Source organism: Leptospira ellinghausenii, assembly GCF_003114815.1.
In the GTDB taxonomy this organism is placed as follows: Bacteria; Spirochaetota; Leptospiria; order Leptospirales; family Leptospiraceae; genus Leptospira_A; species Leptospira_A ellinghausenii.
Genome location: NZ_BFAZ01000002.1, coordinates 1 through 21,319, shown reverse-complemented (window position 1 = coordinate 21,319; position 21,319 = coordinate 1). Strand labels below are relative to the sequence as shown.

The following is a 21,319-nucleotide window of genomic DNA, read 5'->3' as shown; positions in this document are numbered from 1 at the left end:
CTATGCAATAATTTATTGCATAGGATTTGATTTTATTTAGAAAGAACTTTGGTCGATTTGTACGAAATTGTAGCTAAATTCATAAGTTCTGTTCAAAAATTAAAGCGATAATTTGCACCAATTTGAACGTAAGTGAGAATCGTCTTTGAATCCAATAACATAGGAATGAGGATTTGTGGAGCATATATTTTCACTAGAATTTGAGAAGGATCAGAATTTCCTCCTCCTTCATTTTCTGTGATGTAACCCGATCCTAATTTGTTTTTTAGAACCATGTTACTTGCTTCCAAAAAGAAACTAACATCACCTTTGATTTTTGTGGACAATTTTACATTCACTTCTGTTCCAGTGGATTTCCATTGGTAGTCCAAACCAAATTGTCTATATTTAAATGGTGATGTTTCAAATCCAAATTCGTTACTTCGAAACGAAGAAGGTCCTTGCATATCCAAATGCAAAATCTGCCCTTGTAGAGAAAAACGATCCCAAAATTTCCATTCGTATCCGATCCCTACGCTATAACCTTTGAGCGAATGGGTCGAATCACGGAAATCTGCGCGCGAGGGATTATTACCTGTACTTGTCAATCCACCAATACTTGCTACTTCTTGGTTACTCTTTGTCCAAATGCGCTCCACTCCAGCAACAAATTGAAAATCAAAAAATGGATGTGGGTATGGTGTAAAACCGATTCTTGTTGATACCTTTTGGAACTTTGTATCTCCGTTTCCAAATAATGCATTCGTTGATTTTTCACCACTAGAGGATGAACCACTTCCACCACCTGAAGAGATTGTTTGGAATCCACCTACATTAAAATTCCCAGTTGCTTCTGTTCCTCGGATTTCAACTGTTAACCGGTTCCACGCATAAAACAAACGAGGTGTGAAACTGTGATTTTTTGTTTTATATGGAGTGGATTGAAGCTCAGCTCCACCTCCACCAAAAAGTAGCCCCGCAATTTGAATGGATTGAAAGAAAGGACGGAGTTCCATTTGGTTTTCTCCACTTCCTAGGCCTAAGGAACCTTCTATATAATGGCGTTTTGCATTTGATAGTTGTTCTTCTCTTTTTTTGAGTTTTTCCTCTTTAGCTTTGAGTTCTTCTGCTTCCCGTTTTTGTTTTTCAGCAAGTTCCTTCTCTTCTCTCTGCTTTTTTTCTTTCTCAGAAGGTTGAGGTTCTTTTTTAAGAGCCGCAGAATCTGTTTTCCGCCCATAGAAAACTTTTTGGATCAATGACTTTGGATACACCTTCGTATTTCCGTCTGCTAGTTTGATTGTCACAGAATCCTTATCTTGGCCTAAAACGGAACCTTCGATTTTTTCTCCAGATTTAAAAAGAATGGTTTCACTCTGAAGGGAGACATTGGCGAAAAGAAAAACGGTACATAATAAAAAGAAGGATTGTTTCATAAAGGGGACAAATGGATACCTAATGTCCATTGATTATAACACAAAATCCAAATACTGCAATTCGATTAAAGAAGTTTGGGAACAATTTCATAGTAAAAAAATAAACCCAATGGAATCAATTCGAGTTCTCAGTTTTGGTAAAAAAAAAGACTATAACTTACATTTTCAAAGGAATAAGACCTAAGTAAAAACAAAACCAAAATATTAGGACGAGACAGAATTGCGAAAACAAACTGATAAATTTTAGGGAAAGTTCCTAACAAATCCGAAATCAGTGAGTATACAATCACCTTTACATAAACCAGAACTTAGAAAATCATCAATGGAAAAATCAACTTATTCTATAATGGAATTTTCGGTGATTCCTTAATTCCTTGGAATGAAAATGATGATAAGATTCTAGCCTATCAAAATCAAGTTTTGCATTGAATTTTTTGCTTTTTTTGTCATTAGCAATAAAACTCTTTTCTCTTACATACAATTAAGAATTTTTGAATTCAGAATTCATAATCAATTTATTTACCCATGTGTGATTTTTTAAAAAATTTTTGGCCATTCCTCAAAATTCTCAAAAGTGCCTAATCCTTACATGAATTGCCATTGAATTCAATCAATCAGTAGAACCATTCTCAAAAAAATAAATTGCGAAAGTTAGAGTTGCAAATCCAATTGTTTGGATGACTATGTGAGAACCTTTTACCAATCACATGACACGTAATGGTTCGAAATTGAAAATAATGTCTAGTATGAAAACGAGCAGAGTCACCCCAAACATGATCTTATTTGAAAATATTTTTATATGAATCATGAATTTGGAGTTAATCTTAGCCTACTCCTTTGGAACCAAACTATTTCCATTTTGTTTGTAACTCTTGTTTGTTATTCAAGCATTTATCGTCAAAAATTACTTCTTTTTATCGTTATCACTGTATCACTATTAGCCGGAATCCAATTCAGTTTACAATCCCATCATGATATAGTTTCTATCATGGGATTTACCAAAATGATACTACTCCTTCCATTTGGATTAGGAGCTGTGATTGGTTATGTGAGTTTGCCCAAATCAAAACAACAAAAGTACCTTCCTTGGTTTACCCGTTATATCAACTTTGCAGTATTAGGAAATATCTTTGTTATGATTTTCTCTCCTGATGGAGGAACATATCGCGGTATGATCAGCCGATTTGTTTGTTTTTTCCTCCTCATTTGGTTACTGCAAGAAATGAGTAAAGTAAGATTTCAAACTACCGAGACCAATCAGGGAATGTTTACCTTTAATTCATCACCATTATCATGGATTTATTGCCATGCTGGGTATCGCATTGTACTTCTATCTTTACCAACGTTTGTTAGTTCCAATTACTTACTTTTGGAACCAATGAGTATTCTTGTGATGGTTGTCCTCTTCTATGTGAACAAAAAACGATATCCACTTTCCTATTATTTTGGATTAGCAGACACCATTGTTGTCACAACATTAACAGTTCTCATGAGGTATCCATTTTTACCTCCATTCCATTTGAATGGACCATATTTAGCCAATTTGTCCGAACTACAATGGGACTTGATTTTGATTCCAATCCAATTGATTGTGATTGGTTTTGTTTTACGGGCAATCTACATAAACAGATTACTATCGAAGGATGTTTATTCATTGGACTCGAAATAAGATCGTTCTTACATTCATATAAATAAACTTAAAAAATCGAGAGACTTCCTATCAAAAAAATAAGAAAATACTTGCTAACCTTGGTTGAATCTTAAATTGTTTTTAACAAATGTTAGCAATTTTGTGCTGGGAAAAACGAACCTGATGGAAGCGATGGAGAAAGGAAATTTCGTGTTTCGTTCGTTATTAGTGAGAAACTCCATTGGAATCTTGTTAATTCATTTTTCCATAAGTTGTAATCCATTAACATTAAATAACCCCTGCGATCAAAAATCAAAAGCATATATAGAGACCTTGTTACTCGCTTCCGTATCGGAAACTCCAATTCCCTTTTGTGGATTCCGCGTTGGTAATTCTCCAAAACTATGGGAAACACAGGCCTATCTCAAAGCATCAAATGCAGATGCAAATGATGGCTTCGGATATTCTGTCGCCATCTCTGGTGATACAATCGTGGTGGGAGCTGCAGGTGAGTCAAGTAACCAAACGACAATTACGAATGGACCCACTGCGAGTAGTGACAACTCATTAGGCTCGGCTGGTGCGGCATACGTCTTCCAAAGATTTGGTTCGTCATGGTCGCAAGCTGCATACCTAAAACCTTCTAATTTAGGTGGAACAGATCAATTTGGAGTCTCTGTTGCGATTGATAGAGATACCATAGTGGTTGGAGCAAACCAAGAAGATAGCAATCAAACGACGATTACGAATGCGCCTAATGCTATTGCTCCGAATGAAGGAGCTACTGATTCAGGTGCAGCTTATGTATTCCAAAGATCAGGCACTACTTGGTCAGAGCAAGCCTACCTAAAACCATCTAACACCGGAGCAAATGATCAGTTTGGAATTTCCCTTGCTATATCAGGTGATACCATTGCTGTTGGCGCCTATTTTGAAGATAGCAACCAAACAAGCATTACGAATGGATCTCCTGCTCCAGCCAATGAGGGAGCAACAAATGCAGGTGCCGTTTACGTGTTCCAAAGGTCCGGCACTACGTGGTCAGAACAAGCCTACTTAAAGCCGTCTAATATGGAAGCAGGTGATCGTTTTGGTATTACAGTTGACATCTCAAATGATACGATTGTTGTCGGTGCTAATTTAGAGGCGAGTAATCAGATTACAATTACGAACGGATCTGGTGCCAGTGTCGACAACTCAGCAGTCAATGCAGGAGCGGCTTATGTCTTCCGTAGAACTGGCACGACCTGGACTCAAGAAGCCTACTTAAAGGCACCTAACGCAGAATCCGGTGATCAATTTGGCAATGCGGTTGCGATTGATGGCGACACTATAGTAGTCGGCGCCTTTGCTGAATCAAGCAATCAGACTACAATCACAAATGGAACTACGGCCAGCTCCGACAACTCAGCTAGCATAGCAGGCGCCGCTTATGTGTTCCAAAGAACGGGTTCGACATGGAGCCACCAAGCCTACCTCAAACCTCCCAATCTAGGAGCAGACGATCGTTTTGGAAACACAGTTGCTATCGAAGGGAATACGATCTTAGTTAGTTCCATTTTTGAAGATAATAACCAAACAACGGTTACAAATGGAACGATGCCTAATGATGACAACAGCCTATCTAATTCCGGTGCGGTTTATGTATTCCAAAGGTCAGGTTCCACTTGGGCATTTAGGGCTTATTTCAAAGCTCCCAATGCCGATGTCGAAGACAGATTTGGCAATGCGATTTCTATTTCAGGAGATACTGCCGTCGTTGGGGTGAACCTAGAGGACAGCAATCAAAATACTATTACCAATGGACCAACTGCCAGTACAAACAATTCAGCTTTAACGTCTGGTGCAGCCTTTGTGTTTTTTAGAAAGTAAAACGGATTGAAAACATAAATTACATTCATAAATGAAAAATCAGATTCCCTATCAAAAAGAAATCATTCTTGTCACAATAACTACCTTTATCTTAAGCATTTTGTATTTTCTTTTCCTTCGACCAAACTCAAATGGAAATCAATTCACGCCACCCTCAATGGAAGTGGATAAAAAAGGTCTCTCACCTTACCACAAACGAGAAGTGAATTTTACCATCACCAAACACAAACGGAAAATTCAAATTTGTTACAATTTATACTTAGAAACAAATCCTAAAATCGAAGAAGGCAAAATCCAATTCGATTGGCAGATCGAACCCGATGGTGTTCCTACAAAAGTGGAACTCATCCAATCCGATTTACCATCTGATTCACTGATCAGTTGTTTACAAAAAGAAATCAGTTCATGGGAATTTCCTCCTCCACCGGAAAGATCGCATAACACCTACGCAGAATATACTTTTTTCTTTAAAAAGGATTTGAATGTTCCAAGATAAGTTTGAGTTTTCAGTCAAACCCTGCGTCTAAAATAGAACCAATTGACTGTCCATTTACCATTGTTTGATTCAATGCATGAAACCTTACCCCAGCGTACGGAAAAGAAAAGAACCCATATTCCTAACCAAGTTTGCGTAAAAAAAATCGATATTTAGAATCAATGTAAATTCTGGACACTTGTCGACTTTTAGGACCTTTCTTGCCAGAAGATCTCATTTTGAAACACTGACCTAAATCCATTCCCTTTCCAAAGAAGGTACAGTTTGTTTGATAAACTTTTTTTTCAAAAGAATACGATGACCATTTCCGATGACCTCTTCACGGAGGTGATGTTACGAAACAACAAACGAATGTTTTTATCGTTTCTTTCCATCCTTGCCTTAGCCAACATTGCAACACTTTCGATTAAAGTTGCCGGAAAAGGATCCGATTATTTGACCTACCAGAGTATATTGATCGAATTTGTTTTAGCAACTTCTATCTTGATTGTTGGATTCTTATTATCCTCAAAATTAAAAACCCATTGGACATCAAGTTATATTTCTATAACTGGAGTTACATTATGTTTATTGGTATTCCAATATGTAATTTACGGGGCAACAGAACTTTCAGCAACGTTTTACATTTCATTTGTTTTAAGTGTATTGTATTTCAACAGGAACGCCTCTATTTACAACTTTGTTTTGATAATTGTTTCTGAATTTGTATTGTTTACTCTAAGGCCAGAATTAATCCCAGGTGGTCCTAAAAGTAATATCATCGTAAGATTTTTAATCTTTGTTTGGGTCGGGATTGGAGCAACTGTAGGAGCAACTGCAACTAGAACACTTCTCAATTTAGCTGTTGAAAAACAAAAGGAAGCAAAAAAAGCTTTGGACTCTTTGTTACAAATGGCAAAAACAATTTTAAATACGATTGAATTGATGAAACAGCAGATCAGAAACCAGGATACAATTTCAGAAGAACTAAAACAAATTTCAGAGCACCAGGCAACATCCTTAACGGAAATATCTATTTCATTACAAGATTTATCATCCAAAGCTGACTCGAATAACAAGATTGCAAAATCATTGTATCATGAATCAGAATCTTCAATCCAATCGGTTAACGATCTAAAAACCATCAATGAAACTGTGCAAACTGGAACTGGTAGAATCTATCAAAACCTAGATGTCGTTATGGACTATTCAAATGAAACTTCTGAACATATCCACCTATCGATTAATAAATTCAACATCCTCCAAGAAAAAAGTACAGAAATTTCTGATTTTGTCTCTGTGATCAATGACATTGCAGATAAAGTAAACTTGTTATCATTAAATGCTTCGATTGAAGCAGCCAGAGCTGGTGAACATGGAAGAGGATTTGCGGTTGTTGCAGAAGAAATTTCAAAATTAGCGGATGCCACAACAAAAAACTCCAAAGAAATTTCTAAAATCATTCAGGAAAACCTTACATTGATTAGTGAAAGTAACGAACTTATCAATCGGTCTTCAGAAAGGATGGGAAAACTTAGCAAAGCAATCGGTATCATCAAATCAGAAATTAACGGTGTTGGTTCTAAAATCGAAGATATAGACAAAGCGATTGCAACAATTGATAATCTTAACACTCGGATTTATGAAACCAGTAAAACCATAGAAAATTCTACTAATTCCCAAAAACTAGCCACTGAAGAGTCAACAAAAATCACTGTCAAAATTTCAGAATACGCAAGCAACATAGTGGAAATATCAAAACAAATTTCGGAAAGTAGTAAGTCTACTGGAGGGATTATGACTCAACTAGATGAGATGGCAAAAGAAATGAAGAATTGAACACTGATTTGATCCTAAACCCTTCCAATCTATTGTTTTAATGAGAATTCGTTATTTTTTTTACGATTAAAGGCTTTATTCATTGGTATAATTCAATTATATTCGTCCTATATCGTCAGATAATCATACCATAATTGGACTATATAATTTGAGCGATTCTCCTTTAATTTCCCCTGACCAACTTGCTAAATTTGAATTTAATGATGATCTGCTAAGCAGTTATCGTAAGAGCAAACAAATCCCACTCGATCTTTATGATCGCAATGGCAAGCTCATCATGGCAAAAAAAAAGAATGCGACAGAAGAGGATTTTGGCAAACTTTTAAAGATTGAGTTACAAGGAGCCTATTGCCTCACAACAGACACAAAACATTTACGAGTCACATCCGGAGAAACAACAGACCCTCGCCAAACAAAACTTTTTGATCCAGACAAAACTACAGAATTTGCAAAACAAACCGAATCATTGATCCTTGAGTTAAAAAAAGAAGCTTTCAATTCGGATCATGCGCTGAGAGTACACAAATCAATTGGAAAAGTTTTAGATGACTTCACAAGTAATCCAGATTTTGAATTCGGATTATTTAATATATTAGAGATTTTGAATCATGCGGGTGTACCAGTTGAATCAGAACTAATGACCAAACGAACAATTGTTGCGATGGGTATGAAAGTCCGAACTAAAAAGATTGGTGTAGGTGATGATAATAAACCAAACAAAAAAGACCATCTTTCAGTGATGACAGCAAGTTTTCTTGCAGATATAGGTTATTCAAAATTAGTTTTACCTGACAAACCAAACCTTACAAAAGAAGAATACAATGCAATCCAACAACATCCGATTATCAGTTATTTGATGACGCTTGCCGCACCTGAAATTACCCAAGAGATTCGTACTCTAGTTTTGAACCATCATAGACCCTTTCGAGGGAATTCAATTAATAATAACTTCCCTGACAATAATACCGTATTTAGAAAGTTAATGGTAATTAGAGATAAGTTTATCAAAGACCCAAGTAAAAAAATGATTGTTGCTGATATCGATGCACAACTTCGGATCCAAGAATCAAATGTAAACTCAGTCAATTTTGAAGAAGATATAGCAATTTTATCTCTTGCTAGTGAATATGCAAGTTTAACAACAAACCAACCTTGGCGACCTGCATTCAGTTCAGCAACAGCATTAAAAATGATTGTGAATGATTCTTTTTTTTCCTATAGCAATCGAAACATACGCCATTTGTTAGACTATGTTGGCGCGAGTTTAACTAATAATCAGAATATCATCAACGTGGGTGATTATGTTATCACAGCATCTATTGATTCAGAAAAACAGGTGCATTTTGATATTTGCAAAATTTTAGAAGTGGATCGTTTCCAAACACGTCCAAAAATCCAAAGGTTATGCACCATCAAACCTTTGTTCAAAAAAGGGATTAAATATAGAATTGCCGATTTTGATATCAATGAAATTCGAATGGACAAACGGAGAGCAGTCATTGACCTTGCAGGCCAAACTTCGAGTACACAAAGGATCATCTACATCATTGATCCAGAAATGAACGCACCTCTTTTTGATGCAGTCACAAAAATGGACATCTCATAAATGACTTGCAGTAACGAGTTCTATTGAACAAAGAACTTGTGTTTCTGAAACTCACATTACTTGCTTTAGCGACCAAATACGAACTATTTGGAAATAAAATCTGTAATTTAGGAATGTTAGTTTCATTCAGAAGACATTTGTGGTAGGCGGGAAGTGACACCTGCCCACGAGCCACTCCCCTCCACCCTAACTCGGGAGGGGGTTTGTGGATTTACACCGGAATTATGTCACATAATGGTTTCCTATCCGACACATTATGTAAGAAACGCTGATCCACTAAAACATGGTAGATACTTCTGGGCGAGCCCCCAAAAAAAACCACTCCACCCAATGGAGTAACTTGCCCTATGTGAATCTTTATCTATCACTTGGGGTCGGGCTATCCAGGGCTTCGGTCGCAAAACGACCGCTAACGCGCCCTTTCTATCCCTCTCGCGTGATCCAAAACGCTCTGTTTCTCCCGATTTTATACTTCAAACAATTAGTTTCCAAATAAGCCTGTTTAAATTATCGCCTAATCCCTTTTATCTCAAATCTAATCAAATTTGTTGCTTTCAGTAATTGGTTATGGTAGTTTGTCTTCACTTCTTTCTTTTTAATAAGATTCGATAGCAATTGGTTTGGGACTAACGTTGAAAAAAAATCCAAAATATATACAATCATCTTAATTTCATTGACCATATGTATTTCCAACTCCCATTCTCAGAAGGAAGAACGTGATATTCGAAATCTATTTACAGAAATAGAACCTGGTATCTTCTATTTTACCAATCCAAAAGATCCTGAACATCGACCTTATCAGTATGAAGGACAAACTGTAGAAGAATTTATTTGGAAAAAAATTCATCCAGTCGTCAAAGACTTCTTGAAAACGAATTATGATGGAAATGCAAAAGAATTAGCAAAATATATAGGTAATAAGTCACTAAAGCAGTTTTCTGAACATTGCTCTAGAAATAAAATCATTTTATCAAAAGAAAATCAATCTATGTCATCGATGAAAAACATTTTTTCTGAATATGGCTATCACCTCACTTTAAGGAAAAAAACTATGATGAAACAAGTCATATTGAAAGCGAACCTAGACGGGAAGAAATCGAAAACGGATCTTCTTTTACAATGTACTACATGGGAGAAAACAACGACGCGGAAGCTAGTTACCACTTTGAATTCGATTTCAAATCCAACAAATATGAGATGCTAAATTATAAGGGCAATCGCGCAGAAAACATGCTCGACCTTTATCGATAATCCAACCAAGTCAAATATGTTGTCTTAGTTACGATTGTATGTCTAAAATATACTCACCTTTAAGATGACCTACTTCCTAAAATGGACAATCTGTCACGAATATTTGACTTCGCTTCTGGATATAAGAACTTGGTTATGATTATGGAGAAGAAGTCCAGCAAGGTGGCGTCGGCAATTACCAAACGTTTTGTATGACTTAGAAGTAGATTCACATCTAGTTGTTTTAGGTTTTAAGTATTTGGTAGGTATCTCATAGGAAAACGAATCGTGTATTCAGTTCCATTTTTTCTTTCTAAATGAATTGTTCCTCTTAATTGTTTTACAAGAATTCTTAATAATTCAAGACCGAATCCTGTGGAAGATTCAAAGTTAATGTTCTCTGGAATTCCGATTCCATTATCTTTATAAATACATATGATTTGGTTTTCTTCTTTATGGATCGCTAATGAAATTTCACCTTTCGCAAATTTCTTAAATGCATACTTCATAGTATTGGTGACAAGTTCATTCAGAATAATTCCTAAAGTAGAAATCATATCTGAGTTGAGGGCAATTTTATCTAACTGGATCGTTTTCGAAACTAAATGGCCCTCTGGAAAGATGCTAATAATTTCTTCAATCAAATCAGGTAGATATTCTGAAATATCAATTTCCGTTGTATTTCTAGATCGATACAATTTATCATACAAGGTCATCATACTTTGAATTCTACACGATGCATCTACCAAGATATTTTTCATCGTTTCATCGGTGATTGTATCAGCTTGTAAATTTAAAATTCCAAATACAGTCCCCATGTTGTTTTTGATGCGATGGTGAACTTCTTTCAGTATGATTTCTTTTTCGGACAATAGGTTTTGTACTTCCGTTAAATGAATGTCTAAAGTTTCATTTGTATTCCTTAAAGCAAATTCCATTTCCTTTGTTTTGGTTATGTTTGTGAAAGTAATTACGAGTCCATGAATTCGATCATCTACTGTTCGATAGGGCATTATCTTTGCTAAATACCAAATTTTTGCACTAGATTGAATTTCAACTTCCTTGAATATTAAGGTATCTAATACTTCTTGTGCATCCTGAATGAATTCAGGATAATCTAGTTTACTACCTAAGTCCATGATTGGTCTTCCGATGTCAGTAGGTATCATGTTAAATACTCTAGTTACATGTTTCGTAAACCTTCGGATTCTTAATTCCTTATCTAAAAATATCGTAGCAATATCAGTTCCATCTAATAAGTTTTTAAAGTCATTTGTTATTGAAATGTATTCATCAATTTTGGTTTGTAGTTCAGCGTTGACAGTTTGTAATTCTTCATTTAAACTTTGCATTTCTTCTTTGGAAGAAGTTATTTCTTCGTTTGTAGATTGAAGTTCTTCATTTGTTGATTGCAATTCTTCGTTCGTCGATTTAAGTTCTTCTTGCGATGTTTGCATCTCTTCGATTGTGAGCTGAAGTTCTTCCTTAGTTCTTTGAAGTTCAGCTTCCAAGACCAACATTTGTGTTTGGTATTTGTTTTTTATTACTTTTGGACTTTCTTTAGATATAGGAATGAGAGTTGGCACATCAACAAAAACAATTAAAATTAAACCAGACAGTACATCGGGTTTTTCTATTTTCCGAATGATTACATCTGCTAATACGATACTGGAGTTATAGTTTATCTTTAAGTTTTTTAGTGTGATGGGATTTGTTGATTTTAGGGCTCTTCTAAATGCTATGGTGATTTCGTGTTTCAATCCTTCTTTAGCCATTGCAAAAATATTCAATACTGCTTTGCCGGCCGCAGGTTCTAAGTATTTTCCCGTTTTTCCTGTAATGTACAATATATCCCCTTTGTCATTGGTAAGAACACTTGGTGGGCTATATTCTTGAAGCAGGATATCATTCGTTAACGTTTGAATGTTTGGTTCTGATTCTTTCATTTTTGATATTTCAAAATTCGCGATTTTTTCTGATTTGAAAGAAGTTGGAAAATCAATGGGTTCATTTTTAATGGAAACTTGATTTTTTTCGAAAATTCTTAATTTTGGATCAATGGTTTTAAAATATATTGTTTGGTTGCCTAAGGTTTCTGCTGTCCCAAGTATTAAGTATCCATTTGGATTTAAACAATATCTAAATAATCCTAATATTTTTTTTTGTAAATTTGGCTCCATATAAATAAGCATATTGCGACAAGATATAATGTCTAGTTTTGTAAATGGAGGATCTTTTATGATATCGTGATTTGCAAAAACAACTAATTCTCTTACATTTGGATTGATTCGGTATCCATCTTCAACTTTCGTAAAAAAAGTATTGAGTCGTTTAGAGGAAACATCTTTTTCAATATTTTTAGAGTAAAGTCCTTGTCTTGCTTTGATAATTGCTTCCTCATCTAAGTCAGTAGCAAAAATTTGAAAAATAAAACTTTGATAATTTTTATTTTTTATTTTAGCTTCTAAAAAGGTAATTGCCAGGCTGTATGCCTCTTCACCTGTCGAACAACCAGGGATCCAAATTCTAATTATTTCTTGAGAAGTTTTTTCGAAAATATTTTCCACTATTAGTTTTTCAATTCTATCCCAAACTTCTTTGTCTCTGAAGAAATGTGTAACACCTATTAAAATTTCTTTGAATAAAAATAATAATTCATCTGGATTTTCTGTAACATATTTTTCGTACATTTGTATATTGGCTAAATTTAGAAAAATTAATCTTCGTTCTATTCTTCTAAATAAAGTATTGTTTTTATAATTTGTAAAGTCATGCCCTGATTTTTGTTTTAAGAGTGATTGTATCACCCTTAATGATTTTATAGAATCTTCAGGCGGTAAATCAGATTGATTCATTTCAGATTGGGAATCTAAAAAGGATACGAGCCGAATTGCTAATTCTTCCGGTGAAGCAATTAAATCGACATTGACTGATTTAATTGCATTTAAAGGCATCCCATCAAATTTTGCTGTTGCTGGGTCTTGGACAAATGCAAATCCGTTTTCCTTTTTTATTGTTTGAAGTCCAATTCCTCCATCAGTCCCCATCCCTGATAAAATGATCCCGACACTTTTTGTTTTGAAATCTTTTGCTAAAGATGAAAAAAACAAATCAATTGGTAAGCGTAGACCCCTTTGTTCTAAAGGTTTCGATAGAGATAAAACTCGATTGGAAATGGATATGGTTTTGTTTGAAGGTAATACATAAACTGTATTAGGTTTTGCTTTTACACCATCGACTGCAGCTATCACTGGTATTGAAGTATAACGTTGTAAGATTTCAGGAATCATACCTTTATGATTTGGATCTAGGTGTAGGATCACTACAAAACAATAACCAGTATCGATAGGTAGATGTTTAAAAAATAATTCTAATGCATCCAGTCCACCGGCAGAGGCACCGATCCCGATTACAGGAAATGTCATTGGAATAATACCGATATTCTGTTCATTGATACAAAGATCTTTCTTTGGCAAATAAGGATTTGATTGGTTTTGGATTCTATGGTCATATTTAATTTTCCTATTCTTTGTTAGTGAGTTCACTGATGAGTTGTTTTAGGTTGATTTTTGCAAAACCGATAGACCTATCAGACATTGCGTATGGTAGAATTAGCTCACCTGCGTTAATCGCACTGCCGCAACTATAGACTACATTAGGGACGTAACCTTCTCTTTCTTTTTCATTTGGGACGAGAAGAGGTTCCAATAATCTTCCGATTACGATCCTTGGATCTAATTTATCCAACAGAAAAGCACCAATGGAATATTTCCGCATTGGACCCACACCATGACTGATGACCAACCAACCCTCATTTAATTCGATAGGTGATCCACAATTTCCAAGTTGGATGAATTCCCAAGGGTAAGTTGGTTTAAGAATCAATTCCTTGTTGTACCAAAAATGGAGGTCCTCAGAATACATAAGGAAAATGTTTTCATTGTCTTGTCTTGACAACATCGCATAATGATTATTAATTTTTCTTGGAAATAATGCCATACCTTTGTTTTTTACTTCGGGTCCATTGAGTGTGCTTACTTTAAAGTGTAAAAAATCTCTGGTTTCTAAGAGTTGGGGGAATGTGATTTTGCCATCATATGCTGTATATGTTGCGTAATAAATATGACTACCATCTTCTTCTATAAAATCCACAAACCGAGCATCTTCGATTCCGTTACTTTCGGAAGGTGAATGTGGGAAAATAATCCTTTCGGAAAGCCGCTGTTCACTATCGTACTGAATTTCATAATTAGACAAAGCTAATGAAAGGATTCCATTTGCAATCAACTTGTTTTCAGCTGATTTAGTTTTCGAATTTTTTGTATATTTGTCTAAATTTAATTTTAAATCTTCGATTGTAAAATGAGAATCCAGAAAGGAAAGTATGGTAATCGAAAAATCATTCAGTAAATCTAACTCTGATAATTTTCTTTCAAATATTTTTTTCTCATAGATTGGATTCGATATATTCTCAGAGGTAGACACATATTTCGTTGGAATCGTAACAGTGATTTGGTTTTCTGAATCGACAATTCCTGATCTAAAGGTAATGGAAGAAATATGTCCTTCGCCAGTAGCACGTAAACTCATAATGAAGCGTTTACATCCTGAAGGAAGATTCGTTTGGTCTATATCCCAAATGATAGATGGATTAAATAATGCAGCTGATTCTAATGAGTATTCCTGCGTAAAGTAAGCTCCAATCAAAAGTTTCCTTCCCTCTGAAAGAATGTGGTCTGTGAGCAGATATTTTTTTATTTGTTGGAATCTTTGTAAAAAGTATTTTTTTAATCTCTTATGCCTTTCTTCAAATGCAGTGAGTAGAGCATCTATTTCATTCTCTACTTCTGTTTCAGAAAGTGTTTGAATTCTTCCTAAAATTTTAATGATTCTTTCTTCAGGCTCAATATGGAGAGGTCGGTATAAAACCCTTCGGTAATCAGGAGTTAGTTCTAATCCAATTCGAATGAGTTCTAAATTTTCTGTTTTCATTTATTGGTTCCGTAACCAGTCGAGTATGTTGCGAAGACTTCCTGTAGCCACTCCAATACTTGTATCGGCTGCACCGTAGTATAAATGGATTGTATCATTGTCTGCTAATAAAGTTAAACCACATGGGAATACTACATCTTTGACATCGCCAAATCTTTCGTAATCAGTTTCGGGCGCGAAGATCCAGTCATTTGTTCTCTTGATACAAATATCTGGATAATCCAAATCCAATAATGCTAAACCAATTCGATATATATAACCAGATGCAGTCTTTTTAACTCCATGGTAGATTATGAGCCAACCTTCCTTTGTTTCAATAGGGGGTGTACCTAAACCAATTTTTTCAGCATCCCACCAACCACCTTTCCTTCTTCCCAAAACAAGTTTCCGATCTCGCCAATGCATTAAATCTTCGGAATAGGATATCCAAATATTGGCATTATTTTGGTCGATCGGCCTGTGAAGCATCACCCACTTGTCCCCAATCTTTCTTGGGAATATAGCCGCATCTTTATCGTTAGGTTTTAAAACCATTCCAAGTTTTCTTTGTTGTTCAAAATTTTCGGTCATTGCTAGTGATACAGAAGGACCAGTTTTTCCGTAAGAAACGTAACAAATTAAATATTGATTTAGTTCTTTAATATATGTTATCCTTGGATCTTCAATTCCCCAACATTCTGCAGGGTGTATTTCTGGTTCCGCTGTCATAAATGGACTGGGATCAATTGACCATAGGTCTAATCCATTTTCCGACCGAGCAATCCCTAGTTGTGATAACCCTTTTCGATCTTCCATGCGGCAGAGAAGTAAAGTATTTCCATTTTTCAAAAGAGTCGCTCCAGGGTTAAATACAGTATGAACAGGATATGGCCACATACTTGCTTTTAGGATAGGATTTCTATTATATCTTAGAAATAATTCCAAATAGTTGGGATTCATATTGAACTTTTTGAACAATGGATACTTTCTTCCAGTCTCATCTCTAACATACTTTGTAAAAATGCTAAAGTAGATTCTGCCCCTTGATTTTCATTCATTCGATCGGAATGTAATCCGTCGCGACAACCACCAGTTGTTGGATCATACAAAGATACTTTTAAATCATTCCTTCCCAAAAACCACTCGAAAGCTCGGCTGGCTTCTTTTTTCCATAATTGGTCTTTGGTGATATGGAATGCTTCGATGGAGGCAGATACCATTGTTTGTGCTTCTACTGGCTGTTGGTCAAATCTCGCATGTGGACCTCCGCGAGTGTAAAATCCATTTGTGCCAATTGGAATAAAATGTCCACCATCAGCCTTTGCTTTTTGCAAATCAGCTAACCAAAATAAACTTTTCAAACCAATATCAACCATCTCTTGATTTTGCATTGATTTTCCAGAAACAAGAAGTGCATGTGGAAGAATTGCATTACAATAACTGAGAGATTGTTCGAACCATAACCAATCAGGTTTAAAGTTTTCTTTGTAAAGTTTCAAGATTCTATTTGCTAATTCGTCTCTGATCGATTCAGCTCGTCTATCGCCCGTAAAACGTTTAAAATATTCATTAAGGCCCAAAAGAGAAAAAGCCCATGCCCTTGGACTATTCATAGTTAATATTGACGGAAGTGCTTCTTCAAATAACCGACCAGCTATGGTTGGTAATTTAGGGAGAGATTCTATTCCGAGAATTGTTCCTAAGGCCATTAATGATCTTCCGTGGCTATCTTCAGATCCTGACTCTTCTAACCAATTTCTCTGATAGTCCATAAAGTTTCTGAATCTTTTTGTTTTTGCGTTATATGCATACCATAAAAATGCTAAGTAACGATAACTTAACTTGTAAGTAGTGTCAGAATCTAAATCCTCAATCAACTTACACACAATCAAGGCACGTGCATTGTCATCGGTGGTGTAACCTTCTCCATAATTTGGTAAGGTAAAAAAGGCATGTTGGAGCATACCTGTATCATCAGTCATATGTTCCAAATGGGTTAGTTTCAGAATCGGAAATGCAATGGGTAGAGTATTTCTTAATTTTATATTGAATCCTAATGATGAATAGTATCTTTTTTCTTCTCTGGCACGACGAAAAGATTCCATATAACGCCTTGAAACTTGTGACCATATCATATTTCGGGCGTATAGGTAAGCTTTTTTTCGCATAGAATGACGCAGAGTTTCATTTTCCAATAAATGTATTACTCCATTACTCAGCTTCTCGAAATCTTGAAATGGAACTAAGAATCCTCTTCCCTCAGCTAACATTTCTTCTGCATACCAATAGGGAGTAGATATGATTGCTTTCCCTGCTCCTAAGGTATAGGCAAGGGTACCAGAAACAATTTGTTTGGGTTCTAAATAGGGTGTAATATAGATATCAGTTGCACCAATGAATTCAGTTAATTCTCTTTGGTTGACAAATTTATTATAAAAAAGAACATTTTCCTCTACTTTGTTCTCTCTTGCAAGCAACTGTAAGGAAATTCTGTAGGCTTCACCTGAGTTCCGAAGAACTTGCGGATGCGTGGCGCCAAGGATTATATAAACTACATTTGGAAATTTTTGAATGATTTTAGGTAAAGCAAGTATTACATTTTCTAAACCTTTGTTAGCTGAGATTAAACCGAAACTCATCAATACTATTTTTCCTTCCACACCAAATAAATCTTTGTGAAAACTTGGATCTACAAAAGGTACGTCTGGAATTCCATGAGCGATGATGTCAATTTTGTCGGATTGAATGTTATAAACAGCTTTTAAGATTTCAGATCCAGAGTTGCTCATCACTACAATTCTATCCGATAATGAAATTAATTGTTCTAATACATGACGTTGGTCTGGATCTGGTTCTTTTAGAATCGTATGTAAGGTTGTGACAATCGGCATATGTAAATCACGAAGGAGGGAAAGTATATGGCTTCCAGACTTACCTCCAAAAATTCCGTACTCGAATTGAAGTGAAACAAGGTCAACATTGTTAATGTTTAAAAAATCTGCTGCTCTATGATAAGAATTGATGTCTTTTTCTTTAAGTTCGAATCGTACCCTCGTTGGGTAAGCATAACCTGAGTCGATATCATTTACAGGAAGTGCAATGCAGGCAGTTTCAGGGAATTGTTCGGAAATGGATTCACATAAATCAGTTGTAAAAGTGGCAATCCCACATTGTCTAGGAGCGTAGTTACCAATAAAGGCAACTCGTTTCACGAATTGCCAGCTTTTGAAACGTATCTACAAAGATTCGATGTGTTCTGTTTTGAATTTAGGTCCATAGTTTGATTCCAATTGATAGTATTATTTCCTATTGATTTGTATAATCATTCCAATCACTTTTAGAAAGAAACCAAATGGTTTTGCGAGTAGACAATCATTAGGAACTCGCTTCTTACATACGTAAGTCGAAAAAAAACTGGAGCATCCTATCTGGAATGATTATCAGTAAATGGATTGCTAACCTAACAACTTATAATGCATCGACTTTTAAATAATTGCAAGAGAATTCCAATTAATTTGGAATATAAGTGAGTAAATGAAAGGTATTTCTTGGAATTGTCTCCATTATTTGGATTTTGTACAAAAAGTACTAGGATTTATGAGTTCTAGTTTGGCATTATCGGCATCAAGGGAAGTTTTGAGATCTGATTCTTTAAATCAATAGTTCATAATATTTGTTAGACGTTGATTCAAAAATATCTAAATCAATCTTCTCATGAAAGGACTTCCAGTAAAATGCGGTGCCATTATGAAGCATTTTTTCGTGACCTTATGTAGGATCTAAGCCTTTGGCCAAAATGGTGATATTTAAAATTGAAATGTAATCCCAAAACTTTGATCGAAGTGGAAATCCAACTTTATTTTTGTTAGGATTTTATACGTTAATTTTTATGGCTTTTGTTCCATTCCAGTTTTCACACATTCTCTATACTATTTCTGAATTACGAAAAGATAAAATCAAATATTTTGAAAATCTAATGAATCTAATACCTCCTCTGGACCTCTTTAAAGTGATTCGTATCCTGAAAATCACCACAGAAATTTTTTAAAAAAATGTGGACCAATTGGTATATTCATGGGGTTTGTCTTAAAAAAAGTTATTTCCAGAGTTAGGTGAGACTCATTTCCATTGAAAAAAATAATTTTAATTTTTATAATATTTGTTTCTTGTAGCGAATTTCAATATCAAAATCTATGCGATCCTAAATCGGACCAATTCACAAAAGGATTGATTTTATTCAAAATCCTAGGTGAGAGCCGATACAAGTGTAATTCTTTCGACATAGATATCTCTTCTAGTGTTTTCGAAATTACTCCGAATCTAGGTGTTTTATCAGAATCAGGAAGTAGTCTCTCTGTGGGAAGTAGCCAAATATTTGTAATTCGACTTTTTAAAGCACCTACCGCTAACGTTACAATTCAAATTGTTTCCTCGCAGCCCTCTCTCGCAACCTTATCTACGAATTCATTAACATTTCCACAAGAAACCTGGTCTAGTCCTTTAAGTTTTACTGCAACTGGAATCAATGATTCTATTATCAATGGAGATAGAAATTTTAATCTCAAATTAAAAATAGATTCTACTGATGAAGAGTTTCATGATTTGAGTTTCGATATTCCAATGGTATTGAAAGATAATGAAAGGAGATTGTTTTTATCTACAAGTCCTTATAGAGGAGGGGAATTTGGTGGTATCGGTGGAGCAGATTTAATTTGTAATTCTGATATCAAATGTCCAGCTGGATCAAGTTGCAAGGCGATGATACTTGGTCCAACGAGAATTGCTTCTGCTACAGCAAACTTAGGAGATGGTCAAGTCGATTGGGTGTTGCATCCATTCGCACATTATTACAGTCCGAGTCCTGCAAATACACTTATAACAACTACGAATCAAACGTCTTTACTCCAGATTCCTTTCGCAAGTGTGATCGATGCTGTAGGAATAGGAGGTTGGCTCGGTAGTTCTTCTGGCTATGTGTTAGGTGGAAATACATGTTTCAATTGGACAGAAAATACAGCAATCACGACTGGCTTTATGTTTCGAACACAATACACCGACAATACATTGTTTGGAGGAAATTTTTCCTGTAGTAATCAGGTGAATTTAATTTGTGTAGAATTTTAAGAAAAAGCGGAGGCATCACTCTAATACTTCATTTGTATGAGCAAATGTCAGTTTGTATGGGAACCTCGCGAAAATTTTTTGTTTCTATTCTTTGTCTCTCCAAGCAACTGGACTTTCTATTCCAATCGTTACCTTGCTTTGCCTCGTTGTAGTTACTGTCGAGAGTCAATCACTCTTTGTTTCGATTGTAAACTAGAAAAAGAGATTGTAATACCAGTTTCGATCAGCGTCTCCGAAATCGGCCCTACCTCCGATGGTACGGGTAATGAACGATTTTAGCGAGGGTTTAGCTGTCATTTAACTCAATGGCAAATATGGTTATATTGATAAAACAGGCATGATCGTCAAACCGCAGTTTGATTCTGTAAAAGAATTCGAAAATGGATATGCTTCGCTTCGTTTGGGTAAATAGGGAGTGATCAAAAAACCAAATTGTATATCATGAACGAAAAAAAGGATACCAGCCCTTTTTTCCCTTTCTGAAATTGTAGAACTTTGTTAGTTGAGAATGGCAGTGATATTTTGAATCAAGATTCCGGTTCCAAATTCATTTTTGAACGTTGGTATTTCTATATATTTTTTTTAATGCAAAATTCTAGTTCTTTTCCACCAAGAAGCCCCGCGCCCCGGATCGAAGCGTAAATCCTTTGCGAATGCAAAGATTGGAGCGGAGAGCCGGAACTGTGCGCCCTAAAATTTGAACCATTAACTGATTCAGTAAATTCGCTGAGAGAAGGATTCGAGAGTTTATGTTTTCTAATGAAGGGGCATTTAGAAGCACTAAAACGTAAATTTGGTTTCAAAACGATGGCTCCGATGCTTAAAGCCACAAATGTATGACTCAAATCACACGGGGGGATAATGGGTATGGTTATCAGCCAGGGTGCCTCAAATGATAATAGTTGATGAAAAAGTGATGAATTCAGCATTTTTCAAACTTGCACCAATGAAACATCCCAATCAGAGGATCCTCCGCTCGAATACGCAGATCAGCTTTGTATAATAAGTTACTCTCTTCTCTTCCTCACAACTAAATTCATCCGCTTACATAAAAAAAGCCCCGCTTACCTTAGCGAGGCTTATCTTCTCTTACATGGACCAGGTTACTGGCATTTGACTTTGGTTGTTTCCAACCATCTCTTTTACAAAATACAACGTAG

At 35.5% G+C, this 21,319-nt stretch carries 13 protein-coding genes; 8 read left to right on the top strand and 5 right to left on the bottom strand.

Annotated features, from left to right (window positions below; translation table 11 throughout):
* Positions 1 to 92: 92 nt before the first annotated feature.
* Entirely contained in the window at positions 93 to 1,412 is a 1,320-nt protein-coding gene (locus DI076_RS00710) for an LA_0442/LA_0875 N-terminal domain-containing protein (RefSeq protein WP_108958385.1), read from the bottom strand.
* Positions 1,413 to 1,434: 22 nt separating this feature from the next.
* Here DI076_RS00710 and DI076_RS20115 point away from each other — a divergent pair, with 22 nt between their 5' ends.
* From DI076_RS20115 to DI076_RS00685, 6 genes are all read left to right on the top strand, one after another.
* Positions 1,435 to 1,596: a hypothetical protein gene (locus DI076_RS20115; protein WP_167396489.1), complete on the top strand. Its 162-nt coding sequence runs from the start codon at positions 1,435 to 1,437 to the stop codon at positions 1,594 to 1,596.
* Between the two features lie 615 nt (positions 1,597 to 2,211).
* The gene (locus DI076_RS00705) at positions 2,212 to 3,081 is read left to right on the top strand and encodes a hypothetical protein (RefSeq protein WP_108958152.1); all 870 of its coding nucleotides are present in this window, start codon (positions 2,212 to 2,214) and stop codon (positions 3,079 to 3,081) included.
* Positions 3,082 to 3,252: 171 nt separating this feature from the next.
* Positions 3,253 to 4,914, top strand: a complete 1,662-nt coding sequence (locus DI076_RS00700; protein ID WP_245918185.1) for an FG-GAP repeat protein — start codon at positions 3,253 to 3,255, stop codon at positions 4,912 to 4,914.
* Positions 4,915 to 4,945: 31 nt separating this feature from the next.
* On the top strand, positions 4,946 to 5,410 hold the full coding sequence (locus DI076_RS00695; RefSeq protein WP_108958151.1) for an AgmX/PglI C-terminal domain-containing protein: 465 nt from the start codon (positions 4,946 to 4,948) through the stop codon (positions 5,408 to 5,410).
* A 264-nt stretch (positions 5,411 to 5,674) separates the two neighbouring features.
* Complete coding sequence (locus DI076_RS00690; RefSeq protein WP_245918184.1) at positions 5,675 to 7,228, top strand: methyl-accepting chemotaxis protein; 1,554 nt, start codon at positions 5,675 to 5,677, stop codon at positions 7,226 to 7,228.
* 148 nt (positions 7,229 to 7,376) lie between these two features.
* Positions 7,377 to 8,834, top strand: coding sequence for an HD-GYP domain-containing protein (locus DI076_RS00685; protein WP_108958150.1), 1,458 nt, complete (start codon positions 7,377 to 7,379; stop codon positions 8,832 to 8,834).
* Between the two features lie 1,481 nt (positions 8,835 to 10,315).
* On the opposite strand, the gene DI076_RS00675 is transcribed toward DI076_RS00685, so the two are convergent.
* The 4 genes from DI076_RS00675 to DI076_RS00660 all read right to left on the bottom strand — a co-directional run bounded on the left by DI076_RS00675 (position 10,316) and on the right by DI076_RS00660 (position 18,247).
* Complete coding sequence (locus tag DI076_RS00675) at positions 10,316 to 13,489, bottom strand: CheR family methyltransferase (protein ID WP_108958382.1); 3,174 nt, start codon at positions 13,487 to 13,489, stop codon at positions 10,316 to 10,318.
* Between the two features lie 97 nt (positions 13,490 to 13,586).
* Positions 13,587 to 15,056, bottom strand: coding sequence for a glycoside hydrolase family 130 protein (locus tag DI076_RS00670; protein ID WP_108958148.1), 1,470 nt, complete (start codon positions 15,054 to 15,056; stop codon positions 13,587 to 13,589).
* Positions 15,057 to 15,995 carry a glycoside hydrolase family 130 protein gene (locus tag DI076_RS00665; RefSeq protein WP_108958381.1) on the bottom strand — a complete coding sequence of 313 codons (939 nt, stop codon included), beginning with the start codon at positions 15,993 to 15,995 and terminating at the stop codon, positions 15,057 to 15,059.
* The gene (locus DI076_RS00660) at positions 15,992 to 18,247 is read right to left on the bottom strand and encodes a glycosyltransferase family 4 protein (protein ID WP_108958147.1); all 2,256 of its coding nucleotides are present in this window, start codon (positions 18,245 to 18,247) and stop codon (positions 15,992 to 15,994) included. The genes DI076_RS00665 and DI076_RS00660 overlap by 4 nt, the downstream gene beginning before the upstream one ends.
* 916 nt (positions 18,248 to 19,163) lie before the next feature.
* On the opposite strand from DI076_RS00660, the gene DI076_RS00650 reads away from it, so the two are divergent.
* Both DI076_RS00650 and DI076_RS20460 read left to right on the top strand, forming a co-directional pair.
* On the top strand, positions 19,164 to 20,159 hold the full coding sequence (locus tag DI076_RS00650) for a DUF1554 domain-containing protein (protein ID WP_135358367.1): 996 nt from the start codon (positions 19,164 to 19,166) through the stop codon (positions 20,157 to 20,159).
* A 322-nt stretch (positions 20,160 to 20,481) separates the two neighbouring features.
* Positions 20,482 to 20,571, top strand: coding sequence for a WG repeat-containing protein (locus DI076_RS20460; RefSeq protein ID WP_369689755.1), 90 nt, complete (start codon positions 20,482 to 20,484; stop codon positions 20,569 to 20,571).
* Positions 20,572 to 21,319: the final 748 nt, after the last annotated feature.